General features: G+C 52.0%; 15 protein-coding genes. All 15 read left to right on the forward strand.

Going from position 1 to position 16,625, the window contains the following annotated elements; genetic code table 11:
• Positions 1-57 precede the first annotated feature (57 nt).
• The 15 genes from O9139_RS14595 to O9139_RS14665 all read left to right on the forward strand — a co-directional run bounded on the left by O9139_RS14595 (position 58) and on the right by O9139_RS14665 (position 16,572).
• Positions 58-1,788, forward strand: coding sequence for a methyl-accepting chemotaxis protein (locus tag O9139_RS14595; RefSeq protein WP_270880202.1), 1,731 nt, complete (start codon positions 58-60; stop codon positions 1,786-1,788).
• Positions 1,789-1,913: 125 nt separating this feature from the next.
• Positions 1,914-3,701 carry a sensor histidine kinase gene (locus O9139_RS14600; RefSeq protein ID WP_270880203.1) on the forward strand — a complete coding sequence of 596 codons (1,788 nt, stop codon included), beginning with the start codon at positions 1,914-1,916 and terminating at the stop codon, positions 3,699-3,701.
• Positions 3,702-3,706: 5 nt separating this feature from the next.
• Positions 3,707-5,266: a helix-turn-helix domain-containing protein gene (locus O9139_RS14605; protein ID WP_270880204.1), complete on the forward strand. Its 1,560-nt coding sequence runs from the start codon at positions 3,707-3,709 to the stop codon at positions 5,264-5,266.
• A gap of 141 nt (positions 5,267-5,407) precedes the next feature.
• The gene (locus tag O9139_RS14610; protein WP_270880205.1) at positions 5,408-6,748 is read left to right on the forward strand and encodes an extracellular solute-binding protein; all 1,341 of its coding nucleotides are present in this window, start codon (positions 5,408-5,410) and stop codon (positions 6,746-6,748) included.
• Positions 6,749-6,824: 76 nt separating this feature from the next.
• Positions 6,825-7,700 (forward strand): carbohydrate ABC transporter permease, encoded by an 876-nt coding sequence (locus tag O9139_RS14615; RefSeq protein ID WP_270880206.1) that lies wholly within the window; start codon positions 6,825-6,827, stop codon positions 7,698-7,700.
• A 13-nt stretch (positions 7,701-7,713) separates the two neighbouring features.
• On the forward strand, positions 7,714-8,592 hold the full coding sequence (locus tag O9139_RS14620; RefSeq protein ID WP_270880207.1) for a carbohydrate ABC transporter permease: 879 nt from the start codon (positions 7,714-7,716) through the stop codon (positions 8,590-8,592).
• Positions 8,593-8,887: 295 nt separating this feature from the next.
• Positions 8,888-9,079: a hypothetical protein gene (locus O9139_RS14625; protein WP_270880208.1), complete on the forward strand. Its 192-nt coding sequence runs from the start codon at positions 8,888-8,890 to the stop codon at positions 9,077-9,079.
• 320 nt (positions 9,080-9,399) lie between these two features.
• Positions 9,400-10,500, forward strand: a complete 1,101-nt coding sequence (locus O9139_RS14630) for an amidohydrolase/deacetylase family metallohydrolase (RefSeq protein WP_270880209.1) — start codon at positions 9,400-9,402, stop codon at positions 10,498-10,500.
• Entirely contained in the window at positions 10,478-11,581 is a 1,104-nt protein-coding gene (locus O9139_RS14635) for a DgaE family pyridoxal phosphate-dependent ammonia lyase (RefSeq protein WP_270880210.1), read from the forward strand. Before O9139_RS14630 ends, O9139_RS14635 begins: the two co-directional genes overlap by 23 nt.
• A 1-nt stretch (position 11,582) precedes the next feature.
• Positions 11,583-12,338 (forward strand): 2-dehydro-3-deoxy-phosphogluconate aldolase, encoded by a 756-nt coding sequence (dagF, locus tag O9139_RS14640; protein ID WP_270880211.1) that lies wholly within the window; start codon positions 11,583-11,585, stop codon positions 12,336-12,338.
• Complete coding sequence (locus O9139_RS14645) at positions 12,331-13,347, forward strand: sugar kinase (protein ID WP_270880212.1); 1,017 nt, start codon at positions 12,331-12,333, stop codon at positions 13,345-13,347. The genes dagF and O9139_RS14645 overlap by 8 nt, the downstream gene beginning before the upstream one ends.
• A gap of 11 nt (positions 13,348-13,358) precedes the next feature.
• Complete coding sequence (locus O9139_RS14650) at positions 13,359-14,072, forward strand: GntR family transcriptional regulator (protein WP_270880213.1); 714 nt, start codon at positions 13,359-13,361, stop codon at positions 14,070-14,072.
• Between the two features lie 78 nt (positions 14,073-14,150).
• Positions 14,151-15,476 carry a GntT/GntP/DsdX family permease gene (locus O9139_RS14655; protein WP_270880214.1) on the forward strand — a complete coding sequence of 442 codons (1,326 nt, stop codon included), beginning with the start codon at positions 14,151-14,153 and terminating at the stop codon, positions 15,474-15,476.
• 170 nt (positions 15,477-15,646) lie between these two features.
• On the forward strand, positions 15,647-16,249 hold the full coding sequence (locus tag O9139_RS14660; RefSeq protein WP_270880215.1) for a hypothetical protein: 603 nt from the start codon (positions 15,647-15,649) through the stop codon (positions 16,247-16,249).
• A gap of 2 nt (positions 16,250-16,251) precedes the next feature.
• On the forward strand, positions 16,252-16,572 hold the full coding sequence (locus O9139_RS14665) for a DUF2653 family protein (RefSeq protein ID WP_270880216.1): 321 nt from the start codon (positions 16,252-16,254) through the stop codon (positions 16,570-16,572).
• The last annotated feature ends 53 nt before the right edge of the window (positions 16,573-16,625 follow it).

The following is a 16,625-nucleotide window of genomic DNA, read 5'->3' on the forward strand; positions in this document are numbered from 1 at the left end:
TTCTGCGACAGCCCCTTCACTCTTTCTAATTGAAAGCGTTTGCGGCAGGAGGCCTCTATGAAAAATAATCAATCGGTTCCAAAAGGAAAATCGCGCCTGAAAGTGTCGTTAAGCAGCAAGATTATCGGCGCCTTTGTCATTGTTTCCTTACTCGTAGGGGCTACGAGCGGATTGTCGTATACGTATCTGAACAGAGTGGACAAGTCCTATGCCCAGCTGCTCAGTGATAATGTATCGATGTTAAAACTTGTTTCGGCGATTAAAGAGAAGACCCAGATCCAGAACAGCTTGCTATTCGGGTATGTGCTCGATCCGAATAAAGACAAGGAAAAACAGCTGTCGGACGTTAACACCGCTTTGACGGGATTGATGTCAGATATGAACAAGCTCACGCAGAATGAGGAAGAGCACAACGCGATTCAATCGATGGTGGATTCCAATCAAACGTTTGCGCGCCTTGTGAAGAAAGTAACGGATTACGCTAATCAAGGCGATGTGTCGTTGGCGAAGGCTGAAGCTACGCAGTGGGCGATCCCGACGACAGAAACGTTGACACAAGCGGCAAATAAAATTGAGGAGCTGGAGAAAGGGCTGCAGGACGAGGCGAGCTTGCGCAATCATAATGTCGTGCTCAGCACGATTCGCACCTTTATTTGGGTGAGCGCCGCCGCGTTTCTTTTCGCCATTGTCATCGGCTTCGTGCTGTCGCGGATGATTGTCAGACCGGTTCGCTTGATGGTGCGCGCCGCAGAGCGGATTGCCGAAAGCGATTTGACGGTGAGCGACATTGAGGTGAAGAATAGAGACGAGCTGCGGGAACTGGCTGTGGCGTTCAACCAAATGAAAGCGAACCTACATAGCTTGATTAGCGAGGTCGGGGGCAGCGCGAAGCAAGTGGCCGCGGCTTCGGAAGCCTTAAGCGCAGGCTCCACGCAAGTCAGTATTGCCTCCGAGCAAATCACGAACATTGTGCAGGAAATTTCTTTTGGCACGGAGGCGCAGGTAAGCAGCGTCCACCAAGGGGTTGGCATCATGGAGGAGATGTCCTCCGCTGTTGACCGGATTGCCGGCGTGACCCAGGTGGCGAATCTGAAATCGACGCACGCGCAGACGGAGGCGGAAGCCGGCAACGCAGCGGTAGAGACCGCCATTGCCCAGATGAACGCCATTCACGAGCGAATGAAGGAATTGGCGGCAACGGTGCACCGCTTAGGCGCGCGCTCCGAGCAGATCGTCGGCGCAAACAGCCTGATCGCAGGCATCGCCAGACAGACGAACATGCTGGCGCTGAACGCCTCGATCGAGGCCGCGCGCGCCGGCGCTGCGGGCAAAGGCTTCGCAGTTGTGGCCGACGAAGTCCGCAAGCTGTCGATCCAGACTGGCGAAGCGGCCGCCCAGATCGCCGACCTCGTCGAGAGCATCCAGAGCGAGACGCTGGAAGTGGCGGCGCGGGCGGAAGCCGGCAGCCAGGAGGTAACGACAGGCCTTGTCATTGTAGGCGAAGCCAAGGCGGCCTTCACGCGCATCCAAGGCGCTATGGATGAGCTTGCTTGTCAGATCGGCGAGGTTACGGAACGATCTGATGATATCGCGGACAAGACGCGCGCAGCTGTGGAAGTGATCCGCTCTATTCATGATGTTGCCGGGCAGACGGCTTCCGGGGCGAAAGTCGTTTCGTTCAATGTCGAGAGCCAGTACGCCAGCATGCAAGAAATGGTTTCCTCCGCGTCGATCCTAAGCAGTATGGCGGAGGATTTGCACCGATTGATCGGCAAATTCCGTATTTAGTCAACCACGCAGTGGTTGGTGAAAGCCGGCCTAGGGACCTGCCAAAGGACCTGGGGCGGCTTTTTATCATGCAACGCACATGTTAAGATGGTGAAAACCATCATCGAGACAAGGGGGAACTTTCAATGTGGCGCTGGTTTGCCAAATCCCTGAAGCGCAAACTTTCATTACTGATTATTTTTGCGGTAGTCTTACCGCTTTTATCTACTGGCGTGGTGTCCTATCGGATCGCGACGAATGTGACGGAGGAGAAGGCGAAAGAAGCGGGCATGAACACGCTGCGGCAAATCACGGACAAGCTGGACTTCGTCATTCAGGATGTGGAGAACACGTCTATTTTTTTAATTGGGCAGCGGGACATACAGGCTTATCTCAGTACGGAGGAGCGTGACGTCAACAGCTATTCGCAAATTGTCGGGACGCTGTGGAACTTGTCTTATTCCAAAAATTACATGTCAAACATTTCTATTACGCCAAACAATGGCAATCCCCAATTGGTCACGACTACGATCACTCAATCGGGCTTGCATGATCTTCTGGAGAAATACAGCTCGATCTATAAGTCGTCCGTGAAATGGTGGTCTCCGCTGTATGTGAACCAGACGGCAGACGGACCTAAGAAGGTCATCTCGCTGGTCAGACCGATCCGCGACGTCACGACGTTCAAAACGACCGGCACGCTGTCGATCAGCATGGATCAAGCGGAGCTATCGCGATACTTGACGGAAGCCGGCTGGGAGGAGAGCGGGTTCGTGCTGCTGCTGGATCAGAACGACAACATCATTTCTGGCGGCGATCCTGCATGGCTTGGTAAGCCGCTTGGGGACATTTACCCGGGCTTAGGCGCATTCCAGGCGCAGAGCGGCATACGCAGCTTTGAAAACGATGGTAAGCTGCATACGGTTCTCTTTAATTCGATTCCCCGGGTGAATTGGAAGCTGGTCGGTTTCATCCCGACGCATATTTATCAGGCGCAGAATGAATACGTCTTGACCGTGACAGCCGCCGCCATCGGGCTGGCGTTGGTCATTGCGATCATCGTCGTGCTTTACTTCCTGCAATGGGTGACCAAACCGCTGATCAAGCTGACCCACTATCTCAAGGATTTGAATCCGGAGGATACGATTCCGACTTATGAGGTGAAGAACGTGGACGAGGTGGGGCTGCTGGTCCGCAGCTATAACAAGCTGAGCGATCGGATCGGCAGGTTGAAAGAGCAGGTGCAGATGAACGAAGCGATGAAAAAGGAAGCGGATATTATGGCGCTGCAGGCGCAGATTAACCCGCATTTTCTGTATAACACGCTGTCCTCCATCCATTGGATCGCCTTGATGAATAAAGACAAGCAAATTGCCGAGATGGTCGGCGCGCTCAGCGATTTCCTGCGGTTCAGCTTGAACAAGGGCGAGGAATTTTGTACAGTACAGCAGGAGATTGCTCACGTGCAAAACTACATTCACATTCAGTCAATCCGCTTCCCGGATCAGTTTGAAGTCGAGTTTTTTATCGATCCACAGATGATGTCGACCCCGATGTTGAAGCTGCTGCTGCAGCCGCTGATTGAGAACGGGCTGATTCACGGCATTCAGAAGAAGAAGGCCAAAGGCTATATTTATGTGCATGGAGAGCAGCTGGAAGATGCGATGAAATTCATTGTCGAAGATACGGGAATCGGCATCGACGACATGAAGCTGCGCGATATCCAGCAGCAGCTGGCTACAGCTAACCAGCAGCTTGGGCTGCTAAATAGCGCGAATGAGCCAGTACTACAGGCCAAAACCAGCTACGGCATCATTAACGTGCACCGCAGACTACTGCTCCATTATGGGCTGCAATCCGGTCTGCAAATCGAATCGACCCCAGGCGCAGGAACGCGCATTACATTTACGATACCTCATCTGAAGGGAGAGTAGGCGAAATGAAAATCATGATTGTCGATGACGAAGTCATCATTCGAAGAGGCTTATGTACGGTCATCGACTGGAAGGAATTGGGCCTGGAGCTGCTGCCCCCGGCGGAATCGGCGGAGGAGGCGTTAGAGCGCATCCCGCTGGAGAAGCCGCACATTTTGCTGACGGATATCCGCATGTCCGGGATGGACGGGATTGAGCTCGCGCGCAAGGTGGGTGAGCTGCTACCGGATACGGAGATCATCATTCTCACGGGGTATGATGATTTCGGCTATGCGCAGCAAGCGCTGCGTGAGGGCGTCACCGACTATCTGCTGAAGACGAGCCGGCCGGAAGAGATTATTAAAGCAGCGATGAAAGCAAAGCAGAATGTGATGGATAAATGGGAGCTGATTAAACAGGATCACAGGCAGCAAGCTGCACTGCGCCATCAATGGCTGGAGCGCTTGCTGCAGGGCAGTCTGCAAGACGATCCTATGGCGCAAAGCCAGCTTAGCGACTGGTTTCAGCGGAGCCACATCAACAGGGAGCCGGGGTCCGGTTGCGTGGCTGCGATGCAGGTTTTATTGATTGCGGCTTCGGGTTGGGGAGAGGCGCCATTCACCGGGCTTCTGCAGGGAGCGGTGGAAAATATCCTCGTCGAGCTGCTTCCTTGCGTCTCCCTGATGCATCAGGATTACTTGCTCCTTATTGTGCGGCATGAGGCGGGTTTTACCGATGAGGAAGGGCTGAAGCGCGCCTTGAAGCGTGTGACCGATACGCTCAAGTGTTCGATTTTCGCTGCGCTGGGCACCATAGTGTCCAGCGAAGAACAATTGCAGGACTCTTACCGCATAGCGAAAGAAGTGTTCAGTTATCAGGGGCTGCTGGGCACACAGGGTGTGTTCACGCAGGCCGATATCGAGGTGCGCAGCGGAAGCCGCAGCGTGTGCTCGGATAAGGAAGAGGCGGAGCTGACGGCGATTCTGATGAGCGACAATGCGACCGAGCTGCGCCATTGGGTCAATCACAAGGTGCGGATGCAGCTTGAGGACACCGCGGCGACGCCGCAGACGGTGCAGGGCTACTTGCAATCGCTGATGATTGCCGGGCACCGCTGGCTGGAGCGTGCCCGTTCCTCGCGGCAGGAAGCCGTCGCGACGGAGGCGCCGCCAGTCATTACGCTGGAAGGACGGCCGGAAGATGAGGTGTTCAAGGCGCTCATGACCATCATGTCCAGCTTCCATCAAGGATTGGAGCACAATCGGTATGCCTATGTGCATAAAGCAGTTGCTTATATTCGCGACAATTTGGATCAAGCGATTTCTTTGCAGCAGGTGGCCGGTTTCGTGCATGTGAATCCGAACCATTTTAGCGAGGTATTTAAACGGGAAACAGGGTATACCTATATTGAGTTTGTTACTAAGGAACGGATGAAACGGGCGATTGAAATTCTCCAAAGCACGCAAGCCAAAGTCAGCGATGTAGCCAGACGGGTCGGCTATGAGGATATCAAATACTTCACCCAGCAGTTTAAAAAGCATACCGGTCAAACCCCTTCGGAATTCCGTCAGGGCAGCAAAGACTGAAAAATGACCCCCTGTGCGCCGAAGGATCTCCCGTTCCTCCTCTTCCGTTTGTCCCCTATACTGAACAAGTAACTAGTTGCAATTTCATCTGCGAACGTGAGATGGACATTGTCAACATAGAGATGAGGAGGGTTCGACTAAATGAAAAAATCTTTTGTCGTTACAATGGCAGCAGCCTTATCATTATCCTTGCTTGCTGGCTGTGGAGCAGGTGGTGCAGACAATGCTAGCGGCGGCGCAGCTCCGAAAGCGGATGCAGGCAAAGCCGGGGAAAAAGTAAAACTTTCGATTTGGCACAACTACACGGGCGAGGATCTTCGCGCGAAAACGATGCGTTCCTTGATCGATCAATATAAAAAAGACCATCCAAACGTTGAGCTTGATGTACAGGGAATTCCACCCGATGGCTACCGCCCACGTTTGAAAACGGTAGCAGCGGCTAACGAGATGCCGGACCTGTTCGTGATGTGGCCAGGCGTGATGACGAAAGAGTTCGTCAGCGGCGACCTGCTGCAACCAATCAATGAGCTGCTGGACAGCAAACAAGAATGGAAAAACAACTTCATGCCAGGCTCTTTCGATGACTTTACTATCGATGGCAAGACGTACAGCGCACCAATGGCACTTTCTCCAACTTCGATCTTGTTCTACAACAAAGAGATTTTCAACAAATACAACGTCCAACCGCCAAAAACATGGGATGACATGATGAAGCTGGTAGATACGTTCAAGAAAAACAATGTAACCCCGATCGCGCTGGGTAACAAAGCGGCATGGGTCGCACAATCCAGCATTTTGAGCTCCTTGGCTGACCGTGTGACAGGTACGGACTGGTTCCTGAAAGCGGTCGAACAGAACGGTGCGAAATTCACGGATCCTGAGTTCGTGCAATCGCTGACTTACCTGCAGCAGCTTGGCAAAGCAGGCGCTTTCCAAGATGGCTTCAACAGCATCGACAATACGCAAATGGAACAAATGTTCGCGCAAGGCAAAGCGGCTATGATGATCGACGGCGGCTGGGCATTGACGAACTTGGCGGCTAACGCTTCCAAAGAAGCTTTGGCTAACATGGCGGTAACGGTACTGCCTTCCATGCCTAACGGTAAAGGCGATCCGAACACATTGGCAGGCGTAGTGGGTACAGGCTTAGGAATGAGCAAAAAAGTAGCAGGCGCGCAGAAGCAAGCGGCTTACGATTTGATCTATGCGCTATCAGGACCTGAAGCGCAAAAAGCGATCCTGGACGGCAACAACCTGGTCAGCTATAAAGCGGAACTGGATACGACCAAAGCATCCCCGATCTTTGCAGAAGTGTACAAAATGATGGGTACTGTGAAGAGAACGCCGGTATACGACGGCAAATTGAGCTCCTCTGCAGCGGATGTCGTGAACAACGGTCTGCAAGAGTTGCTGATGGGCGGCAAGCCGGAAGACATCGCGAAGAAAATTCAAGATGCAGCGGCCAAAGCTGTTGGCAAATAAGAAATGATCCGAAGGACTCCAGCCGGAAAGTTTGGGCTGGGGCCCTTTTTTCAAAAATAAGAGCAGGAGGGGAATTATGACAAAGGCCAGCAGAATTACCGGCTTCATCACGATAGGGCTCGTTCCGGCATTGGTGCTTTATCTGTTATTCGTCATTGTGCCGATCTTCTGGTCGGCGTATTACGGCTTCTTCGATTGGAAAGGGATCGGCGCCGCCAAGTTTATCGGGCTCGCTAACTACGCGGAGGTCATCAAAGATCCGATTTTCTGGAAAGCTTTTAAAAATAACATGCTCGTCGTTGTCGCGTCCGTATTCGGCCAAGTGCCGATTGCGATGATCTTGGCGCTGCTCTTGATGCGCAGCACGCTGTTTCAGCGGATGATCCGTGCGTCTGTTTTTATGCCGATGGTTCTATCCTCGGTCGTTGTCGGGATTATTTGGGGATATATTTATCACCCGCAGATTGGTATTTTGAATTTTATGCTCGATGGCATTGGACTTGAAAGTTGGAAAAAAGCGTGGCTCTCCGATCCGAAAATATCGATGTACGCGCTTATGGTGCCGATCATCTGGAATTATATTGGTCCTTACATGATTATGTTTATTGCCGCCCTGCAAAACATTTCGCCTGAGGTTGAAGATGCCTCCAAGCTTGACGGTGTCGGACCTGTGCGGAAGCTGTTCGCCATCACACTGCCGATGATTTGGGATACGGTGAAAGTCGCGATCGTGCTTTGTATTTCGGGCAGCTTGAAAGCGTTCGATCTCATCTACGTGATGACAGGCGGCGGTCCGGCGCATTCCACCGAGCTCTTGGCTTCATACATGTACAACAGCACGTTCAATGTGTACCGCTTCGGTTTCGGTAGTGCGATTTCAACAGCGATTATTATTCTGAGCCTCATCCTGATTGCCGGAAGCCAATATCTGATGAAGCGCGATTACCGTTAGGAGGACGACATCCATGAATCAAGTTGTACTGCCGCAGGCCGGACTATCATCAGCTGGAAGCAACAAGTCGAAGAAGATTTGGCTCAAGGGTATCAAAAATGTGTTCTTGACCGTCTACGCGCTTGTTACTCTGTATCCGCTAATCTGGTTGTTTATCAGTGCGTTTAAGTCGAACGAAGAGTTTTATTCGCGGCCGTTTTTGCTGCCGACGGTTTGGAAATGGGATAACATTGTCCGTGCCTGGAAAGTTTCCGGGATGGGGCTGTCCCTATGGAATTCAACGGTCGTGACTGTTCTTTCGCTGGTGCTGACACTGGTGATTGGTGCGCTTGCCGCTTATATTTTGTCGCGTTTTAATTTTCGCTTGAAGCCGTTCTTCATGGGCTTGTTCTTGCTCGGCATGCTCATTCCGGTTCACAGCACGTTGGTGCCCTTGTTTATTCTGATGAAAAAAATCGGAATACTGAATACCTATGCGGCGCTGATCATGCCTTACACGGCGTTCGAGCTGCCGCTGGCTATTTTCGTGCTCGCAGCGTATCTCGTCACCATTCCGAAAGAAATCGAGGAAGCGGCGCTGATTGACGGAACCGGCTACTGGGGTATCTTCTTCCGGATGATGATGCCGCTGAGCATGCCGGCGCTGTCGACGGTTGCGATTTTAGGGTTTTTACGGTTTTGGAACGACTTCGCTTTTGCGCTTGTTTTTATCAGCAAGCCGGCGCTCAAAACCGTTCCGTTGAGCTTGTCCGCATTTGCCACGGGCTACATGACGGACTATGAGCTCACCATGGCGGCACTGGCCATTGCGGTGCTGCCCACGATCATCGTGTTCCTGCTGTTCCAGGAACAGATCATGAAAGGCATGACGGCAGGCGCCGTCAAGGGGTAGTTGCTGGAAACCAGGCGTCCTATGTGAACTGGACCCTTCATGTTAGGCATAACTAACATGAAGGGCCAGTTCACCTTTGGGGCGGCTGGTTTTTTTGTTTGTGCGCGGGGGGGCGGGGGGGCCTCTGCATGTCCTCGTATCTCCGTGTCTCCTTGTACCGCCGCACTTTCATATCCCCAGTGCGCCCGTCCCCTTTCTATCAATACATGTAGTAGTCCGGATTTGCCCAATTACGTGAAGCTGAGCGCGCGTAGGTGGAGCTATAGTCCGGCTTTGCCCAATTGCAGCTTGTTTTTTGGCGCGTGCGGGCGACATGGGCGGCTGCAGTCCGGCAAAATCGGACTACAGCGCGCAACCCCATGCCAAAGACGTCAGCAATTGGGTTTTTCCGGACTATAGCGTAGGGGGCGCCCGCAATGGGGGAAGTGCCATTAGCGGAAGTGTAGTTCCGCAAAAGATCGGTTTTGTGGCTGCACGGCGCGAATAGCGGAAGAAGAGTTCCGCTAACGCTGACACGGTCGCCTTTGCCACTCCCCGTGCAAGACGCGCCTCCGCCCTCGCGCTCCGTGTGATTTCCCCCCTTTTTGGGGAAGCTACTCAGGGAGCTGCGGCACCTGGGAATTCGGCGCATTTCGCTGCCTCACTCGCCCTCAAAATCCCAGGACCAAACATTATAACGTTATATTTACTTGGATATGAATTTATGATATCTTAACTTTATAACGTTATAACTTAATGAACGATAAAACATTCGAATAATTGCTTCATGAAAGCGCATTTAATCGAGTTACGGAAAAGGTGAACAACATGAATGAACGGTTCGTTTTGCGCAATGTCAGACGCGTAAATGAAGAGTTGGTGGATATTGTCATCGAAGATGGGCACATTGCCGAGCTCGAAGAAGCGGGCAAGGGAGTTGGCGCGCAAGCGATCGATGGCTCCGGCCTGTACGTGTCGAGCGGCTGGATCGATCTGCACGTCCACGCATTTCCTGAATTCGATCCATACGGCGATGAAATCGACGAGATCGGTGTCAAGCAAGGCGTGACCACCATCGTGGATGCCGGAAGCTGCGGATCGGATCGGATCGCAGACCTTGCCGCCAGCAGGGAGCAGGCGAGCACCAATTTATTCGCGCTTTTGAACATTTCCCGCATTGGATTGAAACGTATCGACGAGCTCTCTGATCTGTCCTGGATCGACAGCGAGCAGGTGAAACAAGCCGTCAGAGCGCATCAAGACTTCATCGTCGGGCTGAAAGCCCGGATTAGCAAAAGCGTAGTCCGCGAAAGCGGCATCGAACCGCTGCGGATGGCGCGCGAGCTTTCCCGTGAAACTTCACTGCCCGTGATGGTTCATATCGGCTCCGGCCCGCCGGATATTAACGACATCGTGCCGCTTCTTGCACCGAACGATGTGATCACCCACTATTTGAACGGCAAAGCCAATAATCTGTTTGACAGTGAGGGGCGTCCGCTGGAAGTTTTGACTGATGCGATTGCCCGCGGCGTGAAGCTCGATGTCGGCCATGGCACGGCCAGCTTCTCCTTCAAAGTGGCGGAAGCGGCCAAGCGGCACAACATCCGCTTTAATACGATCAGCACGGATATTTACCGCGGCAACCGGTTGAACGGCCCAGTGCACAGCATGTCGCACGTGCTTTCGAAGTTTCTTTACCTCGGTTACACGCTGGAGGAGATCATTGCGGCAGTGACGAATCGTCCCGCTGCATGGCTGGGCAAGCCTGAACTTGGCCGGATTCAAGCAGGAGATGAAGCGAATCTGACGCTGTTCACGGTAACGGATGAGCCGACGACGTTTGTAGATTCCGAAGGGGATACAAGACTCGGCAGCCAACGAATTGAAGCAAAGGGAGTGTTTGTACATGGCAAGTTCATTGAATGCTAAATATGGCCTGAAACGCGTCATTAACGCAAGTGGACGCATGAGTATCCTAGGCGTATCAGCGCCGACAGACACCGTCATGGATGCGATGAAACACGGCGGTCAAAATTACGTAGAGATCGCTGATCTGGTGGACAAAGCTGGCGATTATATCGCGCGCATTCTGGGTTCGGAAGCAGCGGTTGTCGTTAATTCCGCTTCCAGCGGAATTGCTCTTTCCGTGGCAGGGATCGTCACGCAAGGGAATCGGCGCCTCAGCGAAAGACTTCACCAAGACCGGATTGCCAAGAATGAAATCATCATCCTCAAAGGGCACAACGTCCAATACGGCGCGCCTGTCGAAACGATGGTATATCTGGGCGGCGGCAAGCTGATTGAAGTCGGTTACGCGAATGAAGGCAAGGCCGAACATATCGAGGACGCGATTAACGAGAACACGGCAGCCATTCTTTATGTCAAATCGCACCACGCGGTTCAGAAGAATATGATTTCCGTCGAGGAAGCTTGGGATATCGCCCAGCGCAGAGGCGTACCGCTGATCGTGGATGCGGCGGCGGAGGAAGATTTGCAGAAGTATGTGAAATACTCGGATCTCGCCATCTACAGTGGTTCCAAAGCAATTGAAGGGCCTACTTCCGGCATCGTCGGCGGCAAGCGCAAGTACATCGAGATGGTTAAAGTCCAGCTGCATGGCATCGGCCGAAGCATGAAGGTCGGTAAAGAAACAACTTTCGGCTTGCTGCAAGCGCTGGATGAATATGGTGTTAAAGAAGACAAGAGCGAACAGGAAAAAGCAGCCTTGCAAACGTTAATGGTGCTCAACGAACAACCAGGCGTCAAGGTGAGCATTGTTCAGGATGAAGCGGGACGGGCGATTTTCCGGGCGCGCATCCAGATCGATCCGCAACAATCGGGTACCACGGCCAAAGATGTCAACAATGGCCTACGCGATGGCGAGATTGCCATCTACACACGTGATTATGGCGTGCGGCAAGGTTATTTTGATATCGATCCACGTCCGCTTCAAGGCGATGATATTGAGGTTATCGCTGCACAAATTCGCAAGCTAACAGGAGGCAATTAATATGTCCAATATTGCAAAACGTTTTTATAAAAACCGTGCGGCCTTGAACGTACTGGCTAACAGCGTAGAGAACGCAAAGGAAGTATTTGATGCAGCGGAAGGCTACGTGGTCGTAGGTGTTCTTTCCAAGAACTATCCAACTGTTGAGACAGCAGTTGAAGCTATGAAAGAATACGGCAGAGCTATTGATGAAGCGGTATCTATCGGTCTTGGCGCCGGCGACAATCGTCAGGCGGCAGTCGTTGCGGAGATTGCCAAGCATTACGCGGGCAGCCATATCAACCAAGTGTTCCCTGCTGTCGGAGCTACACGCGCGAATCTGGGCGAGAAGGACAGCTGGATCAATAGCTTGGTTTCCCCGACGGGTCGTGTAGGTTATGTCAACATCTCGACAGGCCCTGTGAGCGCTGCCCAATCCGAACAAGCTATCGTGCCGGTGAAAACAGCAATTGCACTTGTCCGCGACATGGGCGGCAACGCGCTGAAATATTTCCCGATGAACGGTCTAAGCCGGGAAGATGAGCTGGTTGCCGTTGCGCAAGCTTGCGGAGAAGAGGGATTTGCCCTGGAGCCGACAGGCGGTATTGACAAAGAAAACTTCGAGCGCATCGTGGATATCTGCTTGGAAGCCAAAGTTCCATACGTCATTCCTCACGTGTATTCTTCCATTATTGATAAAGATACCGGCAAGACGATCGTTCAAGATGTTCGGGAGCTGCTGGACACGATGAAGAAACTAGTTGATCGCCATGGCTAAACATATCGCGGCTTTTGGCGAAGTCATGATGCGCCTGCAGGTGCCGGGATATGAGCTCTTATCCCAAGCCAGCACGCTGCAATACTCATTCTCAGGTACTGGCGTGAACGTGACGTCGGCCTTGTCCCATTTTGGCCATCGCGGTTATCTCGTATCCCGATTGCCGGAGAACGCCGTAGGCGATGCAGCCGCATCCTACCTGCGCAAACTGGGTGTGGACTCCTCCTTTATCGTTCGAGGCGGCAAATATTTAGGCATGTATTTCCTGGAGAATGGATTCGGTGCGCGGCCCAGCCGCGTAACGTACTCCAATCGGCAGGAGAGCAGCTTCAATATTGCTCCGGAAGGTACTTATAATTTTGATGAGATTGCTAAGAATATTGATATTATCCACTTCTGCGGGATTACGCTGGCCATGAATGATGGTGTGCGCCGGCATATGAAGGAATTGGCGCGAGCTGTGAAGTCCCATGGCGGCACAGTCGTATTCGACTGTAACTACCGCCCTGCCCACTGGGGAGAAGGCGGTTACGCCAAGGCGAAGCCTCATTATGAGGAGATGCTGCAGCTGGCCGATATCGTCATGATGAATGAGAAGGACGCGATCTTCACCTTGGGGATGCCTACAGACAAAACGGAACGCGAAGAGCAGCTGATTGAGCTGCTTCCGCAGGTAGCAAAACGCTATCAGATTTCGCTCATTGCCGGAACGCACCGTTTTATCAACAGCGATAACACGCATTCCTTGCGCGGATTTATGTACAAGAATGAAGCGTTCACGTTCTCCAATCTGCTCACGTTTTCTATCTATGATAGAATTGGTGCAGGAGATGCCTACACGAGCGGAATTATACATGGGGAAATCGAAGGTTTCACACCAGACAAAACAGTCGGATTTGCGGCAGCAGCAAGCATGCTCGCCCATACGGTTGTCGGCGATACGCCGATGTCATCGGAAAGTGAGATTCTTCGTGCCATGACGGAAGCGGTAGGCGATGTAGAAAGGTAGTGGATGCACGCGTGAATCTATCCCGTAACAAAAGGCCGTTATACTTGCAAATCATGAATATATTGAAGGATCGCATTTTACACGGCTTTTATCCGCTGGGATCGAACATTCCTTCTGAACCGCAGTTGGAACAGGAATTCAACGTTAGCAAAATTACGATCCGCAACGCAATCAAAGAACTCGCGCAGGAAGGGTATCTGGAGAAGGGCAGCGGCAAAGGGACGAAGGTGATTCGCAATACGTCTGCGTCCAAGCTGTCCAAGTGGAAGCGATTTACGGAAGTGCTGGTTGAGGAAGGGCATCAGATCCGCAAGCAGCTGCTGAAGGCGGAGCTCGTCGTGAACGAGGATGGCTCGGAGCCTTACCGGTTGTTCGGAGAGCGCTGCTTGCGGGTTGAGCGCCTCTATTTCCTGGATGACAAGCCGTATATCCACTTTACGCTTTACTTGACCACGCGGATTGTCGAGATGGAGGTTGCAGATTTGAATACGCAGTCTTTGTATGAATTGCTTGAGGACCAGGACATCGTCTTGGAAAAATACCGCGATGAGTTTGCAGTCGGCGCGCCGCCTGAAGATGTACAAGCGAAACTGCGCGTGCCAGACGGCGTATCGCTTCTGCTGAGATCGCGTTATTCCTACGATGATCGCGGCGAATTGATTGAATACAGCAAGGGCTACTACAACACGGATTTGCATAACTATGTCGTGAATTACGACATCTAAAAACGAAGAGAAAGCCAAAGCCTTTTCTCGTCAGCACCGTGGAAACGCTTACTAACTTATGGAGAAGAGGAAAATCGAATGAACTTGTATTTGCTGTTGATTACTCTTGTGTCAATAGTCATTGTCATTCTGGGTGTGGCTTGGTGGAAATGGCACGCATTCATCAGCTTGACTGTGGCGAGCTTATTCCTGGCGCTTGCGGCAGGCTTGTCGATGGACAAGATCGTCAGCTCATATGAGACAGGCGTCGGGGCCGTGTTGGGGCATTTGGTTGGTATTTTGGCGTTAGGTACGATTCTGGGCAAAATGATGTCGGACTCAGGCGCTGGCACGCAGGTCGCCAACTTTTTCATCCGCGTTTTCGGGGAAAAAAGGCTGCCGTGGGCGATGCTGCTTTCAGGCTTTATCATTGGCATTCCGGTCTTTTTTGACGTTGGGATCGTGATGTTGCTGCCGCTGGTCATTTCGATTTACAAATCGACGAAGAAAAATATTCTCCTGATCGGCTTGCCGGTCATCGCCGGTTTGTCCATCGTGCACGGACTCGTGCCGCCGCATCCGGGTGCAATGACAGCGATCGGCATTTATAAGGCGGATCTGGGCAAAGTGCTGCTGTACTCGCTGATCATCGCGATTCCTGCGGCGATTATCGCCGGCCCGTTGTTTGCGAAATGGGTGAGCAAGCGTATCGTTCCCGAAGGGGAGCCGACATTGCTTAGCGAAAGCGAAGGTCCGGTGAGAATGCCGGGCACAGGCGTTTCCTTCCTCGTCATTTTGCTACCGGTTATTCTTATGCTATTGGCTGTCGCTGCTCCTTACATGGGGATATCGGGATGGCTGCTCAAGTTCCTCGTCTTTATCGGAAATTCCGTTATCGCTTTGCTGATTTCCGTTTTTGCTGCTTTTTACTTGCTTGGGATCCGTCAAGGGATGGACAAGAACTTCATTAATAAGCTCGCGCATGAGTGTTTGCTGCCGGTGGGCTCGATTATCCTGATTATCGGTGCAGGCGGCGGCTTCAAACAAATCCTTGTGGCCAGCGGTGTCGGCACGGCCATTGCGCAAATGGCGGAGAACATGGCTTTGTCGCCAATTGTCCTTGCCTTCGCGGTAGCCGGCTTAATCCGCATTGCAACGGGTTCGGCGACGGTTGCCTTAACGACTGCGGCCGGTATCGTCTCCCCGATAGTCGAGCACATGTCGGGTGTGAACCTCGAATTGCTCGTTATCGCAACAGGCGCCGGCTCGCTTATGTTGTCCCATGTCAATGACGCCGGTTTTTGGATGGTCAAAGAGTATCTGGGCTTAAACGTCAAAGAAACGTTCAAAACCTGGACAGTGCTCGAGACGCTACTATCGTTCATCGCGTTCTTCACAGTTCTACTGGTTAATGCATTTGTCTAAAAAGCGTAAACTCCTTCGACAAACGCGGGGCTGCAAGCAGTCCCCGTTGGCTGAAGGGGTTTTCTTATTTTTCCAGCGAAAATAAAGTCAAGAAGTGAAACTTATCGAATCGTGTAATCGTAATACAGTATATACAGGCAAAACGACATAAAGATAAGGTGGAAGGAACAATGAAAACCAAAATTATAGCTATGATCACAGCCGTTTTATTATTGGCGAATACGGTAAACCTCACCGTTGTTGATGCGAAGGGCCCGAGCACGTCGTCTCGATCCGGTTCTTTCTCGACAGGCTCCAAGTCTAGCGGAACGATAAATAAAACGGCACCAAGCCAGTCCAACAGCGGAAGTTCGTCCGGTTTCAGCGGAGGATCTTCGAGTAAGTCGAACACGCCAAGCATGTCGAATTCCGGCAGCACTAGCGGCAGCGCAACGAACAGCACAGGTTACCAACGTCCGTCTTCGAACGTAACCAGCGGCAGCACGGTTAACCCAACAACGGGCAAAACGTACTATAACAAGAGCACGTATCAGTCCAGCGTGCCGACAGGTTCCCGTTCCAGCAGCATGTGGCCGATGGTCGGCGCTTTCGCTGCAGGTACATTCTTAGGTTCGATGCTGCACCCATGGGGGGGTTACTACGGTAACGCATCAATGGGTTATGTGCATCAACCGTTTTCCTTCTTCTCCATGCTGCTTGATATCATCTTACTGATAGCAATCATAGCCATTGTGATGAAAGTGTTCAGATCGTTTAGAAGAAGGAGCTACTAATTATGCAAATCTTTTTGGATCAACAAGACGTAGTCGATTCCGTATGTGTATATATCGCTTCGCAAGATAACCATGGCAGCGTTGAAGGCAGCGCTCCGCAGAACGTGCACGAAGTCGAGTTGATGTTCGAAGACCGCTACGGCTTCTCCGCCAGAGGCGCGCTGTACGGCAGAAAGCATTATTTGAATCAGCAGCAGCTGATTGACGCGGTATCCGTTTATTTGTCAGCGTACTATTCGTTCCGGGCGGATCGTTTGCTGGTTAAATTAAATTGGGATGAAACCGAGGGCAATATCACTGCGGATGTAATTGTAGAACGTTAATAACACAAATCGCCAATCCCCGACTCGCAAGAGACGGCAGGTTGGCGATTTTT

The organism is Paenibacillus aestuarii, assembly GCF_027789125.1.
Classification (GTDB): Bacteria; Bacillota; Bacilli; order Paenibacillales; family NBRC-103111; genus Paenibacillus_E; species Paenibacillus_E aestuarii.